The following is a 20679-nucleotide window of genomic DNA, read 5'->3' as shown; positions in this document are numbered from 1 at the left end:
CGATGGGAGCCTTCCAGTGCACGCCATGCAGTACGAGATCAGCCTGCCCGCCGACTACGACATGGGGATCATCCGCGAGCGGGTGGCGACGAGGGGCCGTCTGCTCGACGACTTCCCCGGGCTCGGCCTGAAGGCGTATCTGGTGCGGGAGCGCGGGGACGCGTCGCCGGTCAACCAGTACGCGCCGTTCTATCTGTGGACCACCCCCGAGGGCATGAACTCCTTCCTCTGGGGCCCGGGCTTCCAGGGCATCGTGAACGACTTCGGCCGTCCCGTGGTGCAGCACTGGACCGGCCTGTCGTACGAGGAGGGGCCCGCGTCCGGTGCGGCGCCGCGCACCGCGACGCGTCGCAGGACCCCGCTCGGGGAAGGGGTCCCGCCCGGCGAGGCCGTGGCGGACGCGGTCGCCGGGCACGCGCGAGAGGCGCGGCGGGACGGGGTGGTGGCCTCCGCCCTGGCGGTCGATCCGCGGCACTGGGAGCTGCTCGCGTTCACCTTGTGGGCCGACGCGGAAGCGCCCGCCGGCGAGGGCGAGCGCTTCCGTGTCCTGCATCTGTCCGCGCCGGGGCGGGGGCAGTTGGGGGCGGGGCGGCAGTGGTGAGCCGGGGCCCGGTGGCCCCGACGTCGTCGGCCTGAGCCCGGTGGCTCCGGCTCGGTCGGCCTGAGCCCGGTGGCCCCGGCTCGGTCGGCCTGAGCCCGGTGGCCCTTGCTGAGTCGACCCCGGCCCGGTGGCCCCCCGCCTGATGGATCAGGCCACGGCGACGAGCGTCAGGTAGGCCATGCCGAGGACGCGCCGGTAGCCGTTCACCCACGTCGAGCGCTGCCGGTCGACGCGCTCCCGGGTCTCGGCGGCGAGCGGGTGGTCGGGGTGGGCGGCGAGCCAGAGCTCGGTGTCGTACCGGTAGCCCGACTCGAACTCCTCCCACTCCTCGGCGGTCGCCGTCTCGATCCACGCGGGCCGGAATCCCGCCTCGATCGCGAGGTCGACGAGGGTGCCCAGGGACGTGTGGTCCCCCTCGTTCGCGCCCGGCCACATCCCGGCCAGTTCCTCGTCCGTGGGCGTGCGGTCCCAGAAGCACTCCCCGAGCACGACATGCCCTCCGGGCCTGACGAGACGGCGGAGTTCGCTCAGGGCGGCGGAGAGGTCGTGCGGCTGATCGGGGTCGCAGAGGGCCTGGCTCGATCCGTGACAGAGGACCACGTCGACGGGTCCCCGGCCGGTACCGAACGCCGACTCCTCGACGAACTCGACGCGGTCGGCGAGGCCACGGACCTCGGCCAGGGCCCGGCCGCGGGCCAGGTCCTCGCCGTTGATGTCGATCCCCGCACCCTTGGCCGCCGGCGCGGCCTCGGCGATGCGCAGCAGCAACTCGCCCCACCCGCAGCCGATGTCGAGCACGTCGGCGGGCTCGATGGCGGCGAGCCGCTCGACCATGCGGGTCGCACGGGCCTCCGAGAGCGGACTGTGGAAGGTGAGGCTGCCGAGACGCGGAGGAAGATCATGATCAGAAATGGTCATGAGGTGGAACGGTACGTCGTCCAACGGGCGCCGGCCAGGGGTTTCCGGCCGATGAGGGTGCGGCGGGGGACCTCCCGACGACGCCGTGGTGATTTCGGCAAGCCGTCGTCACCAAGCCGTGAAGTTTCTTCGGGATCCTGGGAATTCGGACCGACCGAGCTCGGACCGGGTCAGCTCGGATCAGATCGGATCTGACCAGTTCGTTCGTCACCGCGCCGTGCGCGCTTCTCATCGGGGGACACCATCATGAGCACCGTCCGCAGATCCGCCGTCGTTCTCGTCGCCCTCGCCGCGGTCTCGCTGACCGCCTGCGGGCCCGGCGATGACGGGGCGGCAGGTGGTCCCGCAGCACCGTCGGCGACTCCGTCGAAGTCCGTGACGCCGACGGACGCGCCGACGAAGGCCCCCACGGAAGCGCCGAGCGATGCCCCGACGGACGCTCCCCCGAAGACCCCGGCCCCCTCCAAGCCCGCGTCGCCTTCGGTCGACCCCGACTACGACGTGTTCCCGTGCAGCACCTTCGACGTGACCTTCACCGCGGCCCTGGCGGAGCCCACGACCGGCAGCTACCTACTGAAGATCACCAACAAGGGCAGCAAGCCCTGCCGGGCCCTGGGACACCCGGTCGTCACCTTCGGCGACCTCGACGGGCAGGCCGTCGAGCGGGGTCCGGCCCCCGGCATCGAGGACGCGATCCGGCTCGCGCCGGGACAGTCGGCGTACGCGGGACTCATGGGCGGCCTCAAGGACGGCAAGGGTACGACCGTCCACTCGATCGCGATGACGATGAGCACCGATTCCGACCTGGAGCAGAAGCCGCTCAAGGTCTCGACCCCGGGCCTGTACGTGTCGCCGGACAAGAACTCGGTGACCGCGTGGATGACGAACGCGGAGGACGCCCTCAGCCTCTAGCCTGGAGACGTGTACACCACGCGCGTGTCCCGCCATGTCGACGCCCCGCCCGCGGCCGTCTACCGGGCCCTGCTCGCCCCGGAGGCGGTCGCGCGCTGGCGCGTGCCGTACGGAATGACCTGCGAGGTCCATGAGTTCGACGCGCGCGAGGGGGGAACCTTCCGGGTCTCCCTCACTTACGGCACCGCGGACGGCGCCGGCAAGTCGGGGGCCCGCACGGACACGTACCACGGGCGCTTCGTCGAGCTGCTTCCGGACGAACGCGTCGTCGAGATCATCGAGTTCGAGACCTCTGACCCCGGGCTTCAGGGCCCCATGACGCTCACCACGACCCTGATCGCCCTGGGGGGCGGCACGGAGGTGGTCCTCGTTCACGAGGGGGTGCCCGACGGCGTGCCCGCCGCCGACAACGAGGCCGGTACCCGGATGGCCCTGGAGCGGTTGGCCGCGCTGGCCGAGGGGCGGCCCGACCCGCAGGCGTGACGCCCCTGGGCGGGGCAAGCTGTCAGAGCGGCTCCCGCTGGGCGAGCGGTCGGACCGGCTCGCGCAGGGCCGGCTGTCAGACCGGCTCGCGCAGGGCGAGCGTTCAGACCGGTTCGCGGCTCAGCGCCGCCAGCGGGTCGTCCAGGACCGGCTGCCACGCCAGCTCGGCGGCACCGACGAGGCTGTTGTGGTCCAGGGTGCAGGGGAGGATCGGCACTCCGCCGCTGCGGCCCCAGAGGCTGCGGTCGGCGACGACCGCGCGGAGGCGCTCCGGGTCCGCGTCGAGAAGCTCGCGGTGGAGGCCGCCCAGGATGATCCGGTCCGGGTTGAGGATGTTCACCAGGCCCGCGAGGCCGAGGCCCAGACGGTCGATCAGCTCCCCCACCGCGACCCGTACGCCCGGGTCGTCGGGGCTCGTGCGCAGCAGGTCGCGGGCCTGCTGGAGCAGGGACAGCTCGGGGCCGGGTGCGCGGCCCGCCGCCGTGAGGAAGGCCAGCGGGTCCGTCTCCACGTCCAGGCAGCCGCGGCTGCCGCAGTGACAGGGGCGACCCTCCGGGTTCACCGTGAGGTGGCCGACCTCCAGGGCGAGGCCCGCGCTCCCGGTGTGCAGGCGCCCGTCCAGGACGAGGGCGCCGCCGACGCCCCGGTGGCCGGTGGCCACGCAGAGCAGGTCGCGGGCGCCGCGGCCCGCGCCGTGGCGGTGCTCGGCCAGGGCGGCGAGGTTCACGTCGTTGCCGGTGAAGGCGGGGCCGTCGATCCCGGCGGCCCGCACCCGCTCGGCGAAGATCTCCCGGACCTGCGCCCCGGCGGGCCAGGCGAGGTGCAACGGGTTCAGCGCGGTGCCCTCGGGCTCCGCCACGGCCGAGGGGGCGGCGAGCCCCGCGCCGACGCAGCGGCGGCCGCTCTCCTTGAGCAGGGCGACTCCGGCCTCGACGACCTCGCCGAGGACCTGGGCCGGGTCGGCGGAGACGGTGACGCAGCCGGGGACGGTGGCCACGATGGTGCCGCCGAGGCCGACGAGTGCGGCGCGGAATCCGTCGGCATGGACCTGGGCGGCGAGGGCGACGGGGCCCTTCTCGTCGACGGCGAGACGGTGGCTGGGGCGGCCCTGGGAACCCGCGGCGGCGCCGGGGTTGGAGTCCACGCGGATGAGGCCGAGGGCCTCCAGTTCCGCGGCGACCGCACCGGCGGTGGCACGGGTGACGCCGAGTTCGGCGGTCAGGACGGCCCTGGTGGGCGCCCTGCCGGTGTGCACCAGCTCCAGCGCGGGGCCGAGCGCGTTGCGCCCCCTGTCCAGCCGTGTCCGGGTCGTCGTCGCCTTGCCGTTCATGGGGGCGAGTCTCCCATGATCGGGGGGTGGGGTGTCCCCCTGGGCGTCTCCCCTGGGAGGTGGGGGCCGCTGGGCGGGTGTCCGCCGGGCGGTCGGGCGGGTCCGCCGGAGTGGGGCGGCCCGGGCGAGGGCCGTGGCCTCGCCCGAGCCGGTGCGTCAGGTCAGTGCGCGCCGAGGAACGCGCCCTCCGGGCCCTTCTCCCAGCCCTTCTCGTGACACGAGCCGGTGAAGATCGTTCCGTAGACGGCCGGGACGCCGGCCACCGAGCAGTGCGAGCTGAAGCCCGCGCCGCCGGCGGAGAAGTACCCCGCACCGAATCCGTCGTCGGCGAGCGCGGAACCGGCGCCGCCCAGCAGAATGCCCACGGCCAGGACAGACGCGGCGAGAGAACGCATGACTACTCCTCAAGATCTCGGAATGACGTGCCAAAAGGTGCTCGTCTGCCGGTCAAACGCCTCGGGAAAAGGCGAGACACGGCGTCTCACTCCAATGCCGGGCAGTCGGATCCCGGGGTGGCACGGGCGCAGAAACGATGCTCTCCAGTGGCCCGTTGGGGATCGCCCTCACTGCGATGACCTGGTCTTTGTCACCCGGACAGCCTGCACGGCAGTGGGCATCACGCTTCGGGGCGGAGGTCGTAGAGGTAGGAGCGGTCGCCCTTGAAGCTGCGCCAGACGGTGGCCGGCGGTTCGGTTCCCTCGGCGTCGCCGTTCAGGGGACGGGCGGTCACGAGGCCGTCGGCGATCTCGCAGTGCCAGCCCTCGGCCGGCGACCAGACGCAGCGGACGTTGCCGTCCGTGCGCCGATAGGCGGGGCGGCCGTGGTGCTCGCCGTCGCGTTCGAAGCGGTGGCGGAGCCCGTCGGTGTGGCGCACGAAGGTGAAGGAGGCGAGGGCCGTCATACCTTCGGGACCGTAGGGGCGACGCCACCGATGATCAAGGGCCGCCTTCGGGTTCGCCCGCCGCCCGCTTGATTGCGGCCGCGGGATCCCCCTATCCTGAGTTTGTGCCGCTACTAAACAAAGTACGGACGGCCGTTCCGGGGGGCTCCGGCGGAGACACCGCCACCCACCCCCTGTCCCGCCTCCGCGTCGCCCTGACCCTCTTCTTCGCCCTCGACGGTTTCCTGTTCGCCGGCTGGGTCGTCCGGATCCCCGCCGTCAAGCAGCAGACCGGCGCCTCGGCCGGTGACCTCGGCCTCGCCCTGCTCGGGGTGTCCGCCGGCGCCGTCATCACCATGACGCTGACCGGACGGCTCTGCCGTCGCTACGGCTCCCACGCCGTCACCGTCGCCACCGCCGTGCTCCTGTCGCTGTCGGTCGCCCTGCCGGCGCTCACCCGGTCGCCGCTCACCCTCGGCCTCGTCCTGCTCGTGTTCGGAGCCGCGTACGGCGGGATCAACGTCGCCATGAACAGCGCCGCCGTGGACCTCGTGACCGCGCTCCGGCGCCCGGTGATGCCCAGCTTCCACGCCGCGTTCAGCCTCGGCGGCATGATCGGCGCGGGGCTCGGCGGACTGCTCGCCGGGGGCCTGTCCCCGACCGCCCATCTGCTGGGGCTGACCGTGGTCGGGCTGGCGCTCACCGCTGTCGCCGGGCCCGTACTCCTGCGTCACCCCTCCCCCGCCCCGGCGCCCGAACCGCCGGCGCCCGCGGCCGGTGCGCAGAGCGGGCGGCCCGGTGGGTCGCGGCGCATCGTCCTGGTCTTCGGTGTGATCGCCCTCTGCACGGCGTACGGCGAAGGCGCGCTCGCCGACTGGGGCGCCCTCCACCTGGAGCAGGACCTCGGCGCGCATCCGGGAGTGGCCGCCGCCGGGTACTCCGTGTTCGCGCTGACCATGACCGCGGGGCGCCTCTCCGGCACCGCCCTGCTCGAACGCCTGGGCCAGACGCGGACCCTGGTCCTCGGTGGCGCCACGGCCGCCGCCGGCATGCTGCTCGGCGCGCTCGCGCCGAGCATCTGGGCCACCCTGCTCGGCTTCGCGATCACGGGCCTCGGGCTCGCCAACATCTTCCCCGTCGCCGTGGCCCGCGCCGGTGCCGTCGCCGGACCCGGCGGGGTGGCGACCGCGTCCACGCTCGGATACGGGGGCATGCTGCTCGGCCCGCCGTCCATCGGGTTCCTCGCCGACTGGTTCTCCCTGCCGGTGGCGCTCACGACCGTCGCCGTGCTCGCGGCCGGTGCCGCCGCCATGGGCTACTGGGCGCGGAACGCCGGAGCCACTCGGGCGAGTTGATCCCGCGGCGCGCCCTTGGCTGCGAGAATTCGCCCATGGACGCGTCGCGCGAGGGAACGTTGAAGGTCGTCGAGTACGTCGACGCCCTGGAGACCGCCGGCCGGGCCCTCGCGGTGGCGGCGGGCGAGGCCGGGCCGGACGCGGAGGTGCCGACCTGTCCCGGGTGGCGGGTTCGGGACCTCCTCCGGCACACCTCGATGGTGCACCGCTGGGCCACGGACCTCGTGGTCCACGCGCGCACCACGTATCGGCCGGACGGTGGCGAGACCTCGCTCGACGGCGAAGAGCTCCTGACCTACTTCCGCGAGGGGCACGCGGGTCTGGTCGCCGCCCTGCGGGCGGCGCCGGAGTCCCTGGAGTGCTGGACCTTCCTGCCCGCGCCCTCGCCGCTCACCTTCTGGGCGCGGCGGCAGGCGCACGAGACCATCGTCCACCGCGCGGACGCCGAGTCGGCGCTCGCCGCGGGGCCGCGGCCGGTGAAGCCGCCGGTCGCGGTCGACGGCATCGACGAGCTGCTGTTCCGGTTCCACGGCCGGAACCGCAGCCGGGTGCGGACGGCCGAGCCCCGGACCCTGCGGGTGCGGGCGACCGACACGGGTGACGTGTGGACCGTGCGGCTCTCGGCGACCGAGCCGCCCCGGACCGAGCGGGACGGTCGGGCGTCGGGGCCGGTGGACACCGAGCTCGTCGGGGCCGCCGACCGGCTGTACCTCGTCCTGTGGAACCGGCTGCCCTTCGACGCCGTGACGCTCACCGGTGACGAGGAGCTCGCACGGGTGTGGCGCGAGACCTCCGGGATCGCCTGGTCCTGAACCCGGGACCGCTCAGGCCGACTCGTCCAGCATCCGGGTCAGTACGTCGCGCTGGAGGGGCCGGACCTCGGCATGGCGGGCCAGGCCCTTCTCGGTCAGCTTCACCTGGACGCCGCGCCGGTCCTCGGCACACATCCCCCGCACGACCAGGCCGTCCTTCTCCAGACGCGCGATCAGCCGGGACAGGGCGCTCTGGCTGAGGTGGACCCGACCTGCCAGCTCCTGGACGCGCCAGGAACCCGGGCCGTCCTCCGCCGCGCCCTCCGCGAGCACGTCGAGGACCTCGAAGTCGCTGGCACCGAGGCCGTACGGATGGAGCGCCCGGTCGAGCTCACAGGTCGTACGGGCGTGCAGGGCAAGGACGTCACGCCACTCGTCCACGAGCGCGCGTTCGGACTTGTTCGCTGCCATGGCCGCACGGTAGCAGAAACGACCCTTTTTGTTGCACGGGAATTAAATGCACTCGCATTCAATGCATGTGCATGTACTGTCCTGCCCATGACCTCTCCGCTCACCGACGCGCCCACCGGTGTGTCCGACTCCGCCCAGGAACGCTGGAGCCCGCGCCTCTGGGGCACCCTGCTCGTGCTCTGCGCCGCGATGTTCCTCGACGCCCTCGACGTCTCCATGGTCGGTGTGGCCCTGCCCTCGATCGCCACCGATCTCGGCCTCTCCACCGCCACCCTCCAGTGGATCGTGAGCGGCTACATCCTCGGCTACGGCGGCCTGCTCCTCCTCGGCGGCCGCGCCGCCGATCTGCTCGGCCGCCGCCGGGTCTTCCTCATCGCGCTGGCCGTCTTCGCGCTCGCCTCCCTGCTCGGCGGGCTCGTCGACTCCGGGCCCCTCCTGATCGCCAGCCGCTTCATCAAGGGGCTGAGCGCCGCGTTCACCGCCCCCGCCGGTCTGTCGATCATCACCACGACCTTCAAGGAGGGCCCGCAGCGCAACCGGGCCCTGTCCATCTACACCACCTGCGCCGCCACCGGCTTCTCGATGGGCCTGGTCCTGTCCGGGCTCCTCACCGAGCTAAGCTGGCGCTGGACGATGCTGCTTCCCGCCCCCGTCGCCCTCATCGCGCTGGTCTTCGCGCTCCGCCTCATCCCGCACAGCGCCCGGGAGAACTCCTCCGGCGGCTACGACCTGCCGGGCGCCGTCACCGGCACGGCCGCGATGCTGCTGCTCGTGTTCACCGTCGTCCAGGCCACCGAGACGGGCTGGACCTCCGTGCGCACCCTGCTGTCCTTCGCCGTGGCCGCCGCCCTGCTCGTCTCCTTCGTCCTGATCGAACGCCGCAGCGCGAGTCCCCTCGTACGGCTCGGAGTGCTGCGCTCCGGCTCGCAGGTACGGGCCCAGCTCGGTGCGGCGGCGTTCTTCGGCTCGTACGTCGCCTTCCAGTTCATCGTGACCCAGTACATGCAGTCGCTGCTCCACTGGTCAGCGCTCCAGACGGCCCTCGCCTTCCTGCCGGCCGGTGTGCTCGTGGCACTCTCCTCCACCAAGATCGGCGGCATCGTGGACCGCTTCGGCACCCCCCGGGTGATCGCCGTCGGCTTCACGCTGCTCGTCGTGGCGTACGCGCTGTTCCTGCGGATCTCCCTCACCCCGCAGTACGCCGCCGTCATCCTGCCGTCGATGCTGCTGCTCGGCGCGGCCTGCGCCCTGGTGTTCCCGTCACTCAACATCCAGGCCACCAACGGGGTCGACGACGACGAGCAGGGCATGGTGTCGGGACTCCTCAACACCTCGATCCAGGTCGGCGGCGCGCTGTTCCTCGCCGTCATCACCGCCGTGATCACCGCGGACGGCGGCGAGGGCACCGCCTCGCCGCAGGCGGTCCTGGACAACTTCCGTCCGGGGCTGGCCGTGGTCACGGTCATCGCCCTGGCCGGACTGCTCGTCACGCTGCCGGGCCTCCGGACGAAGCGGAAGCAGGACGGCGAACCGTCGGTCGTCGTCGCCCGCTCCACGCCGGCGGGGGCTGGCGCTCCGGCCGCCGAGGGCGGTACGACCACCGACAGCGGTACGGCATTCGAGAGCGCCCCGGCGAAGGTCGCGGTCCGCGACTAGGGCCCGTCGGTCAGACCGTGGGGGGACGTCCGGATCCCGCCGGGCACGTGCCGCCCGGCGAGGTCCGCAGGCGTCGGCCCGGGCCCGGCCGTCCCGAGCGACCGCCGGTCCGGCCTCCCTCGGTGCTCAGCCGAGCCAGCCGGGGCGTACGAGGCCCGACTCGTAGGCCAGGACGACGAGTTGGGCGCGGTCCCGGGCGCCGAGTTTCACCATGGCGCGGCTGACGTGGGTCTTGGCGGTGAGGGGGCTGACGACCAGCCTGCGGGCGATCTCCTCGTTGGACAGGCCGATGCCCACCAGGGCCATCACCTCCCGCTCCCGCTCGGTCAGGGCGCCGAGGGCCGCCGTCGCCCCCGGGGCCTTGGAGCGGGCGGCGAACTCCTCGATCAGACGGCGGGTCACGCCCGGGGAGAGCAGGGCGTCCCCGTGGACGACGGCGCGCACGGCCCGCAGCAGTTCCTCCGGCTCGGTGTCCTTGACCAGGAAGCCGGAGGCGCCCGCGCGGATCGCCTCGAAGACGTACTCGTCGAGTTCGAAGGTGGTCAGCATGACGACCCGGACCTCGGCGAGGTCCAGGTCGGCCGTGATGCGGCGGGTGGCCTCGAGACCGTCGAGCCGCGGCATCCGGATGTCCATGAGGACGACGTCGGGGCGCAGGGCGCGCACCCGCTCCACGGCCTCGTCGCCGTCGGATGCCTCCCCCGCGACCTCGATGTCCTGCTGGGCGTCGAGCAGCGCGCGGAACCCCGCCCGGACCAGCGACTGGTCGTCGGCGAGCAGCACTCGGATCACGGGGTCTCCTGCGGTGACGGGGTCTCTTCCTGGTGGAACGGGAGCACGGCGTGGACACGGAAGCCGCCGTCCGGGCGCGCGCCCGCCTCGATGGTGCCACCGAGGGCCGCGGCCCGCTCCCGCATGCCGGCGAGTCCGTTGCCGCTGCCACCCGCCTCGGTGCCGGTGGCCGGGCCGTCGTCGTCGACCGTCAGGTCCAGGTGCCCGGAGCCGTACCCGATCCGCACCCGGGCCGCACGCGAACCGGAGTGGCGCACCACGTTGGTGAGCGCCTCCTGCACGATCCGGAAGGCGGCGAGGTCGGCGCCGGGCGGCAGGTCGGTACGCGGTCCGGTCGTCGTGACGGTGACGGTGAGGCCCGCGGCGCCGGCCTGTTCGACGAGTTCGGGGAGCCGGCCGAGTCCGGGGGCGGGCGCGCGGGGCGCGTCGCCGCGGGTGCGGAGGGTGTCGAGGACCTGGCGCACCTCGCCGAGCGCCTCCTTGCTGGCCGCCTTGATGGTGGTCAGCGCGGTGCGGGCCTGCTCGGGGTCGGAGTCCAGGAGGGCGAGGCCGACCCCTGCCTGCACGTTGATCACGGAGATCGAGTGGGCGAGCACGTCGTGGAGTTCGCGGGCGATACGGAGCCGTTCCTCGTCGGCGCGCCGCTGCTCGGCGGCGGCCCGGTCGGCCCGCAGCTGCGCCCGCTGTTCGCGCCGTACGCGGACCGTCTCGGAGGCGGCCAGCACGGCCACGGCGAACGCCGCCGCGGGCAGCTCCTGCCCCCAGGGGGCGGGCCCGTCGCCCGCCGGGGGCAGCCAGCGGTAGAGCCAGTGCGAGAGCAGCAGATGGCCCGCCCACAGCAGGCCGAGGGCCCAGGCGGCGGCGGTCCGGTGTCCGTGCACGACGGCCGCGAAACAGGCGACGGCGACCATGACGAACACCGGGCCGTACGGGTAACCGGCCAGGAGATAGCCGAGGGTGACGGCCGCGACGCCGAACACCACCGGCACCGGCCACCGGTGGCGGAACAGCAGGGGCGCCGCTCCGAGGAGCAGCAGGGCGCGTCCGAGCGCGTCGAGCGCCTCCCGGTCGGGCTGGTTCCTCGCGGCGAACCCGGTCCCCGCCATGACGACCACGGCGATCAGGAGCGTGGACCGCCAGGGCAGGCCGCCGCCGTCCCCGCGCTGCCACCGGCCCCACTCGCGGCCGGCCGCCCGACCCGGGTGCTCGTGCGTCCGGTGCTCGCTCGTCCGGTGCTCGCTCGTCCGGTGCTCGCTCGTCCGGTGCTCATGCGACCGGTGCTCGCGTGCCCGCCGCTCCCCCGGCCCGCGCGCCGGCCTCGCGTCGCCGCGCCCGCGCTCGTGCCCGCGCCTCCGCTCCTTACCCATGTCCGCCACGCTAACCGTGCGGGGGCCGTGGAAACGTCAGCCCGACGGGGTGGTCGCCCGTACTCCCGGCGGAGTAGACGGCGTCCCGTCCCCGGGGCGTGTCGAGCCGTCTCAGCCGCGCGGCAGCAGGCCCACGTCCTGGCCGAGGCGGCGGGCCGTCGCCGCGAAGAACGCGTCGCGGTCCTCGACGATGTTGTGGAAGTGGCCGAACACCTCGAAGGAGATCAGCCCGAAGAGCTGCGACCAGGCGGCCACGAGCGTGACCGCGAGGGCCGGCGGAAGGTCCGGCGCGATGTCGGCGGCCAGCCGGGCGGCCTCGGGACGGAGTCCCTCGGGGAGCGGCGGCAGGGCGACGCCCTCGCCGGTGTGCGCGCTGCGCGCGGTCTCGATGAGGACGAGGCCGACGCGGGAGGCGGGGACGATCGTGTCCTGGGGCGCGCTGTAGCCGGGGACGGGAGAACCGTAGATCAGGGCGTACTCGTGCGGGTGGGCGACGGCCCAGGCGCGGACGGCCCGGCAGACGGCGGTCCACCGGTCCAGGGGGCGCTGCCCCGCCGTCTCGGCGGCGGCCTTCTCCGCTGCGGCGCCGATCGCGTCGTACGCGTCGACGATCAGTGCGGTGAGCAGGTCGTCGCGGCTCGGGAAGTAGCGGTAGAGCGCGGAGGAGACCATGCCCAGCTCACGGGCGACGGCCCGCAGGGACAGCTTGGCGGCCCCCTCGGCGGCGAGCTGGGTGCGGGCCTCGTCCTTGATGGCGGCGGTGATCTCGATACGGGCGCGGGCGCGGGCCCCTCGAACGGTCGTCATGGAGAGCAGTGTGCCACTTTCAGATCGCCGATACGAAACGAGAGCAGTGCTCTTGATTGTGAGCGGCAATTCCTGCACACTCGAATCAAGCGAGAGCAGTGCTCACACTTTGCTCCCGGTCGCTGCCACCCGGCACCGCTTGATGCCCCAGGAGGAACCATGTCCGCACGGCCCACCCACTCCGACCCCGCCGCCCACGTCATGAAGCCCGGCTGGTTCACCGTGAACGTCCTCAACCGCACCGTCGCCTGGGCGACCCGCCGCGGCTTCAGCGTCTGGGGCTCCCGCGTGCTCGCCGTCCGCGGCCGCAAGAGCGGCGAGTGGCGCCGTACCCCCGTCAACCTCCTGACGGTGGACGGCGTCCGCTACCTCGTGGCGCCCCGCGGCCACGTCCAGTGGACCCACAACATGCGGGTCGCCGGCGGCGGGCAGCTGATCCTCGGCAAGCACGTGCAGGACTTCACCGTCGTCGAGGTCGCCGATGACGACAAGCCCGCGCTGCTGCGCGCCTACCTCAAGCGCTGGAAGGCCGAGGTCGGCGTCTTCTTCGGCGGCGTCGGCCCCGACTCCTCCGACGAGGAACTGCGCGCGATCGCGCCGAAGCATCCCGTCTTCCGCGTCACGCCGACGGGCCCCACCACTCCCGCCGCGTGAAACCGGCCGGAGCGGCGGAGCCCGTCCACCACACTCACTTCATGTACGCCAGGGGCGCCGGTCCAAGGCCTCAGACCACTTCCGGGGCCTCGGGAGCCTCCGGCTTCGCGGACGCGTCGGCCTTCGAGCCGGCCTGCACCTCGGCCTGCCCCTCCGCCTTCACATCCACCGTCGCATCCGTGCTCGCATCCGCGTTCACCTCGGCCTCGGGTGCCGACCGCTCGCCCTTGCCGACGCCCCGACCCGCCGGGCCGACACCCGACGAGGTGTCCATGCGCTTGTCGAGGATCTCCAGGGCCCGCCGGGCCATGCCGTTCGAGCGGACCATGCCGCCGAGCGTCGCCGAACCCCGGGTGATGTCGGCGAACGCGTTCCAGGCGGGACGCAGCCCCGTCAGCGTCGCGTGCAGCAGCCCCGGCCGCCGCTCGAAGACGGCGAGCATCCGCCGCCCGACGGCCATCTCGACACCGAGGCCGGCCTTGATGGCGAAGGCGTAGTTCAGGGCCTGACGCCGTGCGTCGACCGCGTCGTTGGCCTCGGCGACCCGTACCGCCCACTCGCCGGCAAGGCGGCCCGAGCGGAGCGCGTACGAGATGCCCTCACGCGTCCACGGCTCCAGGAGCCCCGCCGCGTCACCGCAGACGAGGACCCGGCCGCGGGAGAGCGGCGAGTCGTCGGTGCGGCAGCGCGTCAGATGGCCGGAGGAGATCGTGGGCTCGAAACCGGACAGGCCGAGCCGGGCGACGAAGTCCTCCATGTACCGCTTGGTGGCGGCGCCCTCGCCGCGCGCCGAGATGACGCCGACCGTCAGGGTGTCGCCCTTGGGGAACACCCACCCGTAACTGCCGGGCATCGGGCCCCAGTCGATGAGGACGCGGCCCTTCCAGTCCTCGGCCACGGACGGCGGTACCGGAATCTCCGCCTCCAGGCCCAGGTCGACCTGACCGAGCTTCACCCCGACATGCGCGCCTATCCGGCTGGCACTGCCGTCGGCGCCGACGACCGCGCGCGCGAGCACGGTCTCGCCGTCGGCGAGCACCACGGCGACGGTCCGCCGGTCCGGCACCGCCGGGCCGTGCTGCTCCACGCGGGTCACCGTGACCCCGGTCCGCAGCTCGGCGCCGGCCTTCTGGGCGTGCTCGACGAGCTGGGCGTCGAACTCCGGGCGGTTGATGAGCCCGAAGAGCATCTTCCGCGAGCGGCGGGTACGGGCGAAACGGCCGTCCAGGGAGAAGGTGACGGCGTGCACCCGGTCCTGGAGGGGCAGTTCGAAGCCGGGCGGCAGACAGTCGCGGGAGGGGCCGATGATGCCTCCGCCGCAGGTCTTGTACCGGGGCAGCTCGGACTTCTCCAGGAGCAGCACCCGTCGTCCGGCGACCGCCGCCGCGTAGGCCGCGGACGCGCCGCCGGGCCCCGCGCCGACGACCACGACGTCCCAGACCTCGGTGTTCGCGCCCTCCGCGCCATCGACACCGCCCACATCGTCCAGGGCGGTCACGGCGTCGGCCGTCACGGCGTCCAAGGCCTCCTCCGCGGGCGCCCCGTCGTGCGATTCGTGCGATACGTGGGACGCCTCGGCGTCCGTGACCTCGTCCGACACCGCGTCCGACACCCCGTCCGTGATGCCCTCAGGAGCCGCGCCTTCGGGCGCGGTGTTCTCCGGACCGGCGTTCTCCGCTTGCTCGCTGCTCACGATGTGCTTCTGCTCCTGATCCGACCGGTGGTCTGCTCCTGACGCATCCTACGGCGCGGTAGCCAGAGGCCCGCGCCGTAGGATCGGCGGTGCGTTCGCCGTACCACGACATACGCCGAACGCCGTCCTTACGTCGTAAACGTCGCACCCATCAGGAGCGTGCCCATGACCTCGAATCCGATCGCCGAGACCGTCCGGTCCCTGATGCCCCGTGCCAAGGCCGAGCTCACGGAGCTGGTGGCCTTCGAGTCGGTGGCGGACGAGGCCGTGGCGCCCCGCAGCGAGTGCGAGGGCGCCGCGAACTGGGTCGCGGACGCGCTGCGCGCCGAGGACTTCCAGGACGTGGCGCTGCTCGACACCCCGGACGGCTCGCAGGCCGTGTACGGCCTCCTGCCCGGCCCGGTCGGCGCGCCGACCGTCCTTCTGTACGCGCACTACGACGTACAGCCGAAGCTGGACGAGTCCGCCTGGCTGACCCCGCCGTTCGAGCTGACGGAGCGCAACGGGCGCTGGTACGGGCGTGGCACGGCCGACTGCAAGGGCGGCTTCATCCTGCACCTGCTCGCGCTGCGCGCCCTCAAGGCGAACGGCGGCATTCCCGTGACGGTCAAGGTGATCGTCGAGGGTTCGGAGGAGCAGGGCACCGGCGGTCTCGAGCGGTACGCGGAGCAGCACCCCGAACTGCTCGTCTCCGACGCGATCGTGATCGGCGACGCGGGCAACTTCCGGGTGGGGCTGCCGACCGTGACCGCGACCCTGCGCGGCATGACGATGATCCGGGTGGGGATCGACACCCTGGAGGGCAATCTGCACTCCGGTCAGTTCGGCGGTGCCGCGCCGGACGCGCTGGCCGCGCTGATCCGCGTACTTGACTCGCTGCGCGGCCCGGACGGTTCCACCGTCATCGACGGGCTGCCGGGCGACCAGGTGTGGGAGGGGCTGCAGTACCCGGAGGAGGACTTCCGCCAGGACGCCAAGGTCCTCACGGGAGTGGCCCTGCCGGGTGCCGGTACGGTCGCCGACCGGATCTGGGCGCGTCCCGCCGTCACCGTCATCGGCATCGACTGCCACCCGGTCGCCGGGGCGACCCCGTCGATCCCGTCCTCGGCCCGCGCCCAGCTCAGCCTGCGGGTGCCGCCGGGTCTGGACTCGGCCGAGGTGACGAAGCTGCTCTTCGCGCACATCGAGAAGCACACGCCGTGGAACGCCCGGGTCTCGCTCGAACAGGTCGGCCAGGGTCAGCCGTTCCAGGCGGACACGTCGAGCCCGGCGTACGCGTCGATGGCCGAGGCGATGCGGATCGCGTACCCCGGTCAGGAGATGCAGACGGCGGGCATGGGCGGCTCGATCCCGCTGTGCAACACGCTGGCCTCGCTGTACCCGGAGTCGGAGATCCTGCTGATCGGTCTGAGCGAGCCGGAGGCCCAGATCCACGCGCCCAACGAGTCCGTCTCGCCGGACGAGCTGGAGCGGCTGTCCGTGGCCGAGGCGCACTTCCTGCTCAACTACGCGCGCCAGAAGCAGAACTGACGGGCGGACACGTTCAGCGTTCGGCGAAGCTCGCCGAGAGCGTAGAAGCATGCGGCGGACCTGCGGAGATACGTAGGTTCGCCGTATGGCATCCATCGAGCTCGGCAGGATCACCCCACGTCTGCACCTCCTCGACTACTCCATCGGCCAGGCCTACCTGTGGCAGGACGAGGAGGAGCTGACCCTGATCGACGCCGGCTGGGCCGGCATGGCGGACGAGACGGCCGCGGCGATACGGTCCGTCGGCCTGGACCCGGACCGGCTGCGCCGGATCGTGCTGACCCACTGCCACCGGGACCACGTGGGCTCGGCGCAGGAGCTGGCGGACCGGCACGGGGCCGAGATCCTCGCGCACGGGCTCGACGCGCCGGTGATCCGGGGCGAGGCGCCGGTGCCGGAGCCGCACGTCCTGGACTGGGAGATCCCGATCTTCGAGCACGGTGTGACCTCGCCGGAGGCGCCGCCGACCCGGGTCGACCGGGAGGTCGAGGACGGCGAGGTGCTCGGCTTCGGCGGCGGCGCGGTGGTGGTGCACGCCCCCGGCCACACGCCCGGTTCGATCGCCGTCCATCTCCCGCGCCACGGTGTGCTGTTCACCGGGGACACGGTGGCGTCGGTGCCGGACGTGATGTTCGGCGTGCTCCATGTCGACCGCGCTCTCGCGCTGGACTCGATGCGGCTGCTCGCGAAGCTGGGCCCGTCGGTGTTGTGCTGCGGTCACGGCGCGCCGGTGACCTCGGACACGGCGGCGCGACTGACCGCGGCGGCCGCGACGGCGGTGGCCTGACCGCGACGGCTACGGCCTGACCGCGACCGTCGGCCCACCACCGGGACGCCCGGCCGCGACCGTCGGCCCACCGGGTCTCCCGGTCGTGGCCGTCAGCCCACCGGGTCCCCGGCCTCCAGGTTGAGCACCGTGCCGCGTTCGCGGGCGCGCAGGGCCCAGCGGAGGCGGCGGTAGCGGACGGGGGGCAGGAGGTCGGCGGCCTCCTCCTCGGTGACGAAGCGCCAGTCGCGGAGTTCGGCGCCGGGTAGGTGGAGGCGTTCCGTGTCGGCGGGGCCGAGCGTGCCGCCGTCGAAGAGGAGGCGGAGTCCGCCGTACCCGGGCGGCTTGGGGCGTTCCCAGTCGACGAGCAGGAGGCGGGGCACGGCGTCGAGTTCGAGGCCTATCTCCTCGGCCACCTCGCGCATTCCGGCGCGGGCCGGGGGTTCGCCGGCCTCGACGACACCGCCGGGGAACTCCCAGCCCGGCTTGTAGGTGGGGTCGACCAGGAGGAAACGATCCCGCTCGTCGAAGAGCAGGACTCCGGCGGCGACGGTCTCGCCGGTCGGTTCGGGGGTCTGGACGATGCCGCAGGGGGCGGCACGGCCGGCCCGGACCGCGTCGGCGACGGACCGGGCGGCCTCGGCCACGGTGAGCGCCGAGGTGTCGACCACGTACGCCTCGGCGGCGAGCCAGCCGAGCGCGGCCCGGTACGGCGCGAGATGGCCGTGACACCACTCCCGGACGCGGGCGTCGACGTCGGGGTCGCCGTACTCGGACCTGTCGTCGATCCGCTGCCGCAGGATCGTTTCCTCCGGGGCCAGCAGCACATGGCGGACGTCGATGCGGCGGGCGGCGAGCCCGCCGAAGATCTCGTCGCGGTACTCCTGGCGCAGCAGGGTCATGGGGACGACCAGGACTCCGCCGAGCTCGGCGAGCAGGGCGGCGGCGGTGTCGACCACCAGGCGCCGCCAGATCGGCAGGTCCTGGTAGTCCTCGACCTCGGCGAGCCGCTTGGCCGGCAGCATGCCGCGCAGGCCCCCGCCGGTGACCTCGGGGTCGTACAGCGTGCTGTTCGGGATCAGATCGACCAGCTCGCGCGCGGTGCTGGACTTCCCCGCGCCGAACGCACCGTTGACCCAGACGATCACGATTCCCCCTCTTCGACAGCCCCCTGTGGATTGCCCCCAACACCCTGCCACGAAAACCACGAACGCATGTCCTGGCATATGCGTCCGCTTGGGCATGAGCGTGACACTTCCGCGCGGGGGTCGTTGAGAACGGCAAGCACGAGGGGGTGCGGAGAGATGAGTCGCAGGGTTCTCGAACGATTTCCGGCCGGCGGCCCGCGGGGCAGCTGGCCGGCGGAGGAGTTCGCCGGGGCGCGCAGGGACGAGGGGGTGGCGGCCCGGGTCGTCATGGACCTGGAGTCCGACGCCTTCCTGGTGATCGTCGAACAACGGACGGCGGAGCGGCTACGGGAGTGATGAGCCGGGGGTCCCGCCCGCCGGGCGGGCGCCTCAGGACACCGCCGCCGCGGCGGCGCCCAGGAGGCCCGCGTCCGTGCCCGTGAGGGCCGGGACGACCGTCAGGTTCCGGACGAAGTCGAGCGTGGCGTACGTGGCGAGGCCGCGGCGCAGCGGGGCGAAGAGGATCTCTCCGGCGCCCGCCACCCCGCCGCCGACGACCGCGATGTCGATCTCGACGAGGGTCGCCGTCGCGGCGATGCCCGCCGCGAGAGCCTGGGCCGCCCGCTCGAACGAGGCGACGGCGGCCGGGTCCCCCGCGCGCGCAGCGGCGGCCACGGCGGCCGCGGAGGCGTCGCCGTCGGGCCCCGGGCGCCAGCCGTTCTCCAGGGCGCGGCGGGCGATGTGCGGGCCGCTGGCGATCCGTTCGACACAGCCGCGTCCGCCGCAGGCGCAGGGCTCGCCGTCCATGTCCACCACCATGTGGCCGATGTGACCGGCGTTGCCGGTGGGACCGGGGTGGACCTTTCCACCGAGGACGAGGCCGCCGCCGACGCCCGTGGAGACCACGAGACAGAGGGCGTTGTCGTGGCCGCGGGCGGCGCCGAGCCAGTGCTCGGCGGCCGTCATGGCGACGCCGTCGCCGACCAGGGTGACGGGCCGTCCGCCCGTCGCCTTGTGGACCCGTTCGACCAGCGGGAAGTCGCGCCAGCCGGGCACGTTGACCGGGCTGACGGTCCCCCGGTACGCGTCGACCGGGCCCGCGCTGCCGATGCCGACGGCCCCGGCGGCCTCCCACAGGGGCGAGCCCGCGAGCTCGGCGAGCACGTCCCCGACCGCGCCCATCACCGTCTCGCCGTCCTCACGCGCGGGCGTGGGCCGCTGGGAGCGGACGCGGATGCGCCCCTCCTCGTCGACCAGGGCGCCGGCGATCTTGGTGCCCCCGATGTCGAGAGCGACGACGAGTCCGTCGAGGGGGCCCGTGGCGGGATCGGTCTGCATGGGCGCGGGGTCTCCAGTCGGCGACGAGCGGACGGAACGTTGTCTATGGTGTCCCGTTCCGTACAGTCTCCCTTCCCATGACAACGTTGTCCAGGCCCTATGATTCGGCCAGGGAGTCGATCAGACACCGCCGTACGACCGGCCGAACCGCTCTTCGGCCGGACGACCCGACCTTCGACGGAGGAACCGCGCACCGTGGCCGACATCGCCCGCCGCACCGAGCACCGCTACGGCATCCGGCCCACGATGAAGGACGTCGCCGCGCGCGCGGGCGTCGGCCTGAAGACGGTGTCCCGGGTCGTGAACGGCGAGCCCGGGGTCACCCCGGACACCGAGCGACGGGTCCAGGAGGCCATCGAGGTCCTCGGCTTCCGCCGCAACGACAGCGCGCGGGTCCTGCGCAAGGGCAGGACGGCGACCGTCGGCCTGGTACTGGAGGATCTCGCCGACCCGTTCTACGGGCCGCTCAGCCGGGCGATCGAGGAGGTCGCGCGGGCGCACGGGGCGCTGCTCATCAACGGTTCGAGCGCCGAGGACCCGGCCCGGGAGCAGGAGCTGGCGCTCGCCCTCTGCGCGCGTCGGGTCGACGGCCTGATCGTCATCCCCGCCGGTGACGATCACCGCTATCTGGAGCCGGAGATCAGGGCGGGTGTCGCCACCGTCTTCGTCGACCGCCCCGCGGGGCTGATCGACGCCGACGCCGTGCTGTCCGACAGCTTCGGCGGGGCGCGCGACGGCGTGGCCCATCTGATCGCCCACGGACACCGCCGGATCGGCTTCATCGGCGACCGGCCGCGTATCCACACCGCGTCCGAGCGGCTGCGCGGCTACCGCACGGCGATGGAGGACGCGGGCCTGCCGGTCGACGACTCCTGGGTCTCGCTGGGCTCCACGGAGCCGGAGCGGGTGAGGACGGCCGTACGGGAGATGCTGGACGCGACGGAGCCCGTGACGGCGCTGTTCGCGGGGAACAACCGGGTGATGGTCACGGTGGTCCGCGCTCTCGCGGGGCGCCCGCGGCCGGTGGCCCTCGTCGGCTTCGACGACATGGAACTGGCCGACCTGCTCGGCATCACGGTCATCGCCCAGGACGCGGCCGCGCTCGGCCGGACGGCGGCGGAGCGTCTGTTCCGGCGTCTCGACGGGGCCGACGACGCGCCGGAGCGGGTGGTGCTCGGCACCTCGCTCCTGGCGCGCGGTTCGGGCGAGATTCCGCCGTCGGCCGTCTGAGCGACGGCCGTCGGCTC

22 protein-coding genes are annotated in these 20679 nt (G+C 73.4%); 11 read left to right on the top strand and 11 right to left on the bottom strand.

Features of this window, described 5'->3' with window-relative positions; translation table 11 throughout:
• The first annotated feature begins 16 nt into the window (after positions 1-16).
• Positions 17-601 (top strand): DUF4865 family protein, encoded by a 585-nt coding sequence (locus tag E0F75_RS19580; RefSeq protein ID WP_187623803.1) that lies wholly within the window; start codon positions 17-19, stop codon positions 599-601.
• A gap of 147 nt (positions 602-748) precedes the next feature.
• Here E0F75_RS19580 and E0F75_RS19575 read toward each other — a convergent pair whose 3' ends face one another.
• On the bottom strand, positions 749-1519 hold the full coding sequence (locus E0F75_RS19575; RefSeq protein ID WP_187623802.1) for a cyclopropane-fatty-acyl-phospholipid synthase family protein: 771 nt from the start codon (positions 1517-1519) through the stop codon (positions 749-751).
• Between the two features lie 246 nt (positions 1520-1765).
• On the opposite strand from E0F75_RS19575, the gene E0F75_RS19570 reads away from it, so the two are divergent.
• Positions 1766-2431: a DUF4232 domain-containing protein gene (locus E0F75_RS19570; protein WP_187623801.1), complete on the top strand. Its 666-nt coding sequence runs from the start codon at positions 1766-1768 to the stop codon at positions 2429-2431.
• Positions 2432-2440: 9 nt separating this feature from the next.
• Positions 2441-2914, top strand: coding sequence for an SRPBCC family protein (locus tag E0F75_RS19565; RefSeq protein WP_187623800.1), 474 nt, complete (start codon positions 2441-2443; stop codon positions 2912-2914).
• A gap of 103 nt (positions 2915-3017) precedes the next feature.
• Here the strand turns inward: E0F75_RS19565 and E0F75_RS19560 are convergent, their stop codons facing one another.
• From E0F75_RS19560 to E0F75_RS19550, 3 genes are all read right to left on the bottom strand, one after another.
• Positions 3018-4244 (bottom strand): ROK family protein, encoded by a 1227-nt coding sequence (locus E0F75_RS19560; RefSeq protein WP_187623799.1) that lies wholly within the window; start codon positions 4242-4244, stop codon positions 3018-3020.
• Between the two features lie 161 nt (positions 4245-4405).
• On the bottom strand, positions 4406-4639 hold the full coding sequence (locus E0F75_RS19555; RefSeq protein WP_055599491.1) for a hypothetical protein: 234 nt from the start codon (positions 4637-4639) through the stop codon (positions 4406-4408).
• Positions 4640-4860: 221 nt separating this feature from the next.
• Positions 4861-5145 (bottom strand): hypothetical protein, encoded by a 285-nt coding sequence (locus tag E0F75_RS19550; protein WP_187623798.1) that lies wholly within the window; start codon positions 5143-5145, stop codon positions 4861-4863.
• A 104-nt stretch (positions 5146-5249) separates the two neighbouring features.
• On the opposite strand from E0F75_RS19550, the gene E0F75_RS19545 reads away from it, so the two are divergent.
• Entirely contained in the window at positions 5250-6479 is a 1230-nt protein-coding gene (locus E0F75_RS19545; RefSeq protein WP_187623797.1) for an MFS transporter, read from the top strand.
• A 59-nt stretch (positions 6480-6538) separates the two neighbouring features.
• On the top strand, positions 6539-7291 hold the full coding sequence (locus tag E0F75_RS19540; protein ID WP_187623865.1) for a maleylpyruvate isomerase family mycothiol-dependent enzyme: 753 nt from the start codon (positions 6539-6541) through the stop codon (positions 7289-7291).
• A 12-nt stretch (positions 7292-7303) separates the two neighbouring features.
• On the opposite strand, the gene E0F75_RS19535 is transcribed toward E0F75_RS19540, so the two are convergent.
• Complete coding sequence (locus E0F75_RS19535; RefSeq protein WP_187623796.1) at positions 7304-7702, bottom strand: MarR family winged helix-turn-helix transcriptional regulator; 399 nt, start codon at positions 7700-7702, stop codon at positions 7304-7306.
• Between the two features lie 87 nt (positions 7703-7789).
• Between E0F75_RS19535 and E0F75_RS19530 the strand changes: the two genes are divergently transcribed.
• Positions 7790-9358: an MFS transporter gene (locus tag E0F75_RS19530; protein WP_187623795.1), complete on the top strand. Its 1569-nt coding sequence runs from the start codon at positions 7790-7792 to the stop codon at positions 9356-9358.
• 126 nt (positions 9359-9484) lie between these two features.
• Here the strand turns inward: E0F75_RS19530 and E0F75_RS19525 are convergent, their stop codons facing one another.
• The 3 genes from E0F75_RS19525 to E0F75_RS19515 form a co-directional block, all read right to left on the bottom strand.
• Positions 9485-10150 carry a response regulator transcription factor gene (locus tag E0F75_RS19525; RefSeq protein WP_187623794.1) on the bottom strand — a complete coding sequence of 222 codons (666 nt, stop codon included), beginning with the start codon at positions 10148-10150 and terminating at the stop codon, positions 9485-9487.
• Complete coding sequence (locus tag E0F75_RS19520) at positions 10147-11256, bottom strand: sensor histidine kinase (protein WP_187623864.1); 1110 nt, start codon at positions 11254-11256, stop codon at positions 10147-10149. The genes E0F75_RS19525 and E0F75_RS19520 overlap by 4 nt, the downstream gene beginning before the upstream one ends.
• Before the next feature lie 372 nt (positions 11257-11628).
• Positions 11629-12324: a TetR/AcrR family transcriptional regulator gene (locus E0F75_RS19515; RefSeq protein WP_187623793.1), complete on the bottom strand. Its 696-nt coding sequence runs from the start codon at positions 12322-12324 to the stop codon at positions 11629-11631.
• Between the two features lie 159 nt (positions 12325-12483).
• Between E0F75_RS19515 and E0F75_RS19510 the strand changes: the two genes are divergently transcribed.
• Positions 12484-12978, top strand: a complete 495-nt coding sequence (locus E0F75_RS19510) for a nitroreductase/quinone reductase family protein (RefSeq protein ID WP_187623792.1) — start codon at positions 12484-12486, stop codon at positions 12976-12978.
• Between the two features lie 70 nt (positions 12979-13048).
• Here the strand turns inward: E0F75_RS19510 and E0F75_RS19505 are convergent, their stop codons facing one another.
• Entirely contained in the window at positions 13049-14458 is a 1410-nt protein-coding gene (locus E0F75_RS19505) for a geranylgeranyl reductase family protein (RefSeq protein WP_374115414.1), read from the bottom strand.
• A 378-nt stretch (positions 14459-14836) separates the two neighbouring features.
• On the opposite strand from E0F75_RS19505, the gene E0F75_RS19500 reads away from it, so the two are divergent.
• The gene (locus E0F75_RS19500; protein WP_187623791.1) at positions 14837-16201 is read left to right on the top strand and encodes a dipeptidase; all 1365 of its coding nucleotides are present in this window, start codon (positions 14837-14839) and stop codon (positions 16199-16201) included.
• 85 nt (positions 16202-16286) lie between these two features.
• Positions 16287-16988 (top strand): MBL fold metallo-hydrolase, encoded by a 702-nt coding sequence (locus E0F75_RS19495; RefSeq protein WP_194481191.1) that lies wholly within the window; start codon positions 16287-16289, stop codon positions 16986-16988.
• A gap of 92 nt (positions 16989-17080) precedes the next feature.
• Here the strand turns inward: E0F75_RS19495 and E0F75_RS19490 are convergent, their stop codons facing one another.
• Positions 17081-18115: an NUDIX hydrolase gene (locus E0F75_RS19490; RefSeq protein ID WP_187623790.1), complete on the bottom strand. Its 1035-nt coding sequence runs from the start codon at positions 18113-18115 to the stop codon at positions 17081-17083.
• Positions 18116-18271: 156 nt separating this feature from the next.
• Here E0F75_RS19490 and E0F75_RS19485 point away from each other — a divergent pair, with 156 nt between their 5' ends.
• Entirely contained in the window at positions 18272-18451 is a 180-nt protein-coding gene (locus E0F75_RS19485; RefSeq protein ID WP_187623789.1) for a hypothetical protein, read from the top strand.
• A gap of 33 nt (positions 18452-18484) precedes the next feature.
• On the opposite strand, the gene E0F75_RS19480 is transcribed toward E0F75_RS19485, so the two are convergent.
• Positions 18485-19432 (bottom strand): ROK family protein, encoded by a 948-nt coding sequence (locus tag E0F75_RS19480; protein WP_187623788.1) that lies wholly within the window; start codon positions 19430-19432, stop codon positions 18485-18487.
• 195 nt (positions 19433-19627) lie between these two features.
• Here E0F75_RS19480 and E0F75_RS19475 point away from each other — a divergent pair, with 195 nt between their 5' ends.
• On the top strand, positions 19628-20662 hold the full coding sequence (locus E0F75_RS19475; RefSeq protein WP_187623787.1) for a LacI family DNA-binding transcriptional regulator: 1035 nt from the start codon (positions 19628-19630) through the stop codon (positions 20660-20662).
• Positions 20663-20679: the final 17 nt, after the last annotated feature.

Origin of the sequence: Streptomyces sp. CB02980 (assembly GCF_014451325.2) — a bacterium.
In the GTDB taxonomy this organism is placed as follows: domain Bacteria; phylum Actinomycetota; class Actinomycetes; order Streptomycetales; family Streptomycetaceae; genus Streptomyces.
The sequence above is the reverse complement of the archived record's forward strand: the minus strand, read 5'-3'. Positions and strand labels throughout refer to the sequence as shown.

Excerpts from the sequence above, each read along its gene's own strand:
- E0F75_RS19510 (WP_187623792.1), top strand. The coding sequence starts at position 12,484 with ATGTCCGCACGGCCCACCCACTCCGACCCCGCCGCCCACGTCATGAAG.
- E0F75_RS19560 (WP_187623799.1), bottom strand. The coding sequence starts at position 4,244 with ATGAACGGCAAGGCGACGACGACCCGGACACGGCTGGACAGGGGGCGC.
- E0F75_RS19515 (WP_187623793.1), bottom strand. The coding sequence starts at position 12,324 with ATGACGACCGTTCGAGGGGCCCGCGCCCGCGCCCGTATCGAGATCACC.
- E0F75_RS19485 (WP_187623789.1), top strand. The coding sequence starts at position 18,272 with ATGAGTCGCAGGGTTCTCGAACGATTTCCGGCCGGCGGCCCGCGGGGC.
- E0F75_RS19535 (WP_187623796.1), bottom strand. The coding sequence starts at position 7,702 with ATGGCAGCGAACAAGTCCGAACGCGCGCTCGTGGACGAGTGGCGTGAC.
- E0F75_RS19495 (WP_194481191.1), top strand. The coding sequence starts at position 16,287 with ATGGCATCCATCGAGCTCGGCAGGATCACCCCACGTCTGCACCTCCTC.
- E0F75_RS19575 (WP_187623802.1), bottom strand. The coding sequence starts at position 1,519 with ATGACCATTTCTGATCATGATCTTCCTCCGCGTCTCGGCAGCCTCACC.
- E0F75_RS19500 (WP_187623791.1), top strand. The coding sequence starts at position 14,837 with ATGACCTCGAATCCGATCGCCGAGACCGTCCGGTCCCTGATGCCCCGT.
- E0F75_RS19570 (WP_187623801.1), top strand. The coding sequence starts at position 1,766 with ATGAGCACCGTCCGCAGATCCGCCGTCGTTCTCGTCGCCCTCGCCGCG.
- E0F75_RS19520 (WP_187623864.1), bottom strand. The coding sequence starts at position 11,256 with ATGGCGGGGACCGGGTTCGCCGCGAGGAACCAGCCCGACCGGGAGGCG.
- E0F75_RS19530 (WP_187623795.1), top strand. The coding sequence starts at position 7,790 with ATGACCTCTCCGCTCACCGACGCGCCCACCGGTGTGTCCGACTCCGCC.
- E0F75_RS19480 (WP_187623788.1), bottom strand. The coding sequence starts at position 19,432 with ATGCAGACCGATCCCGCCACGGGCCCCCTCGACGGACTCGTCGTCGCT.
- E0F75_RS19550 (WP_187623798.1), bottom strand. The coding sequence starts at position 5,145 with ATGACGGCCCTCGCCTCCTTCACCTTCGTGCGCCACACCGACGGGCTC.
- E0F75_RS19555 (WP_055599491.1), bottom strand. The coding sequence starts at position 4,639 with ATGCGTTCTCTCGCCGCGTCTGTCCTGGCCGTGGGCATTCTGCTGGGC.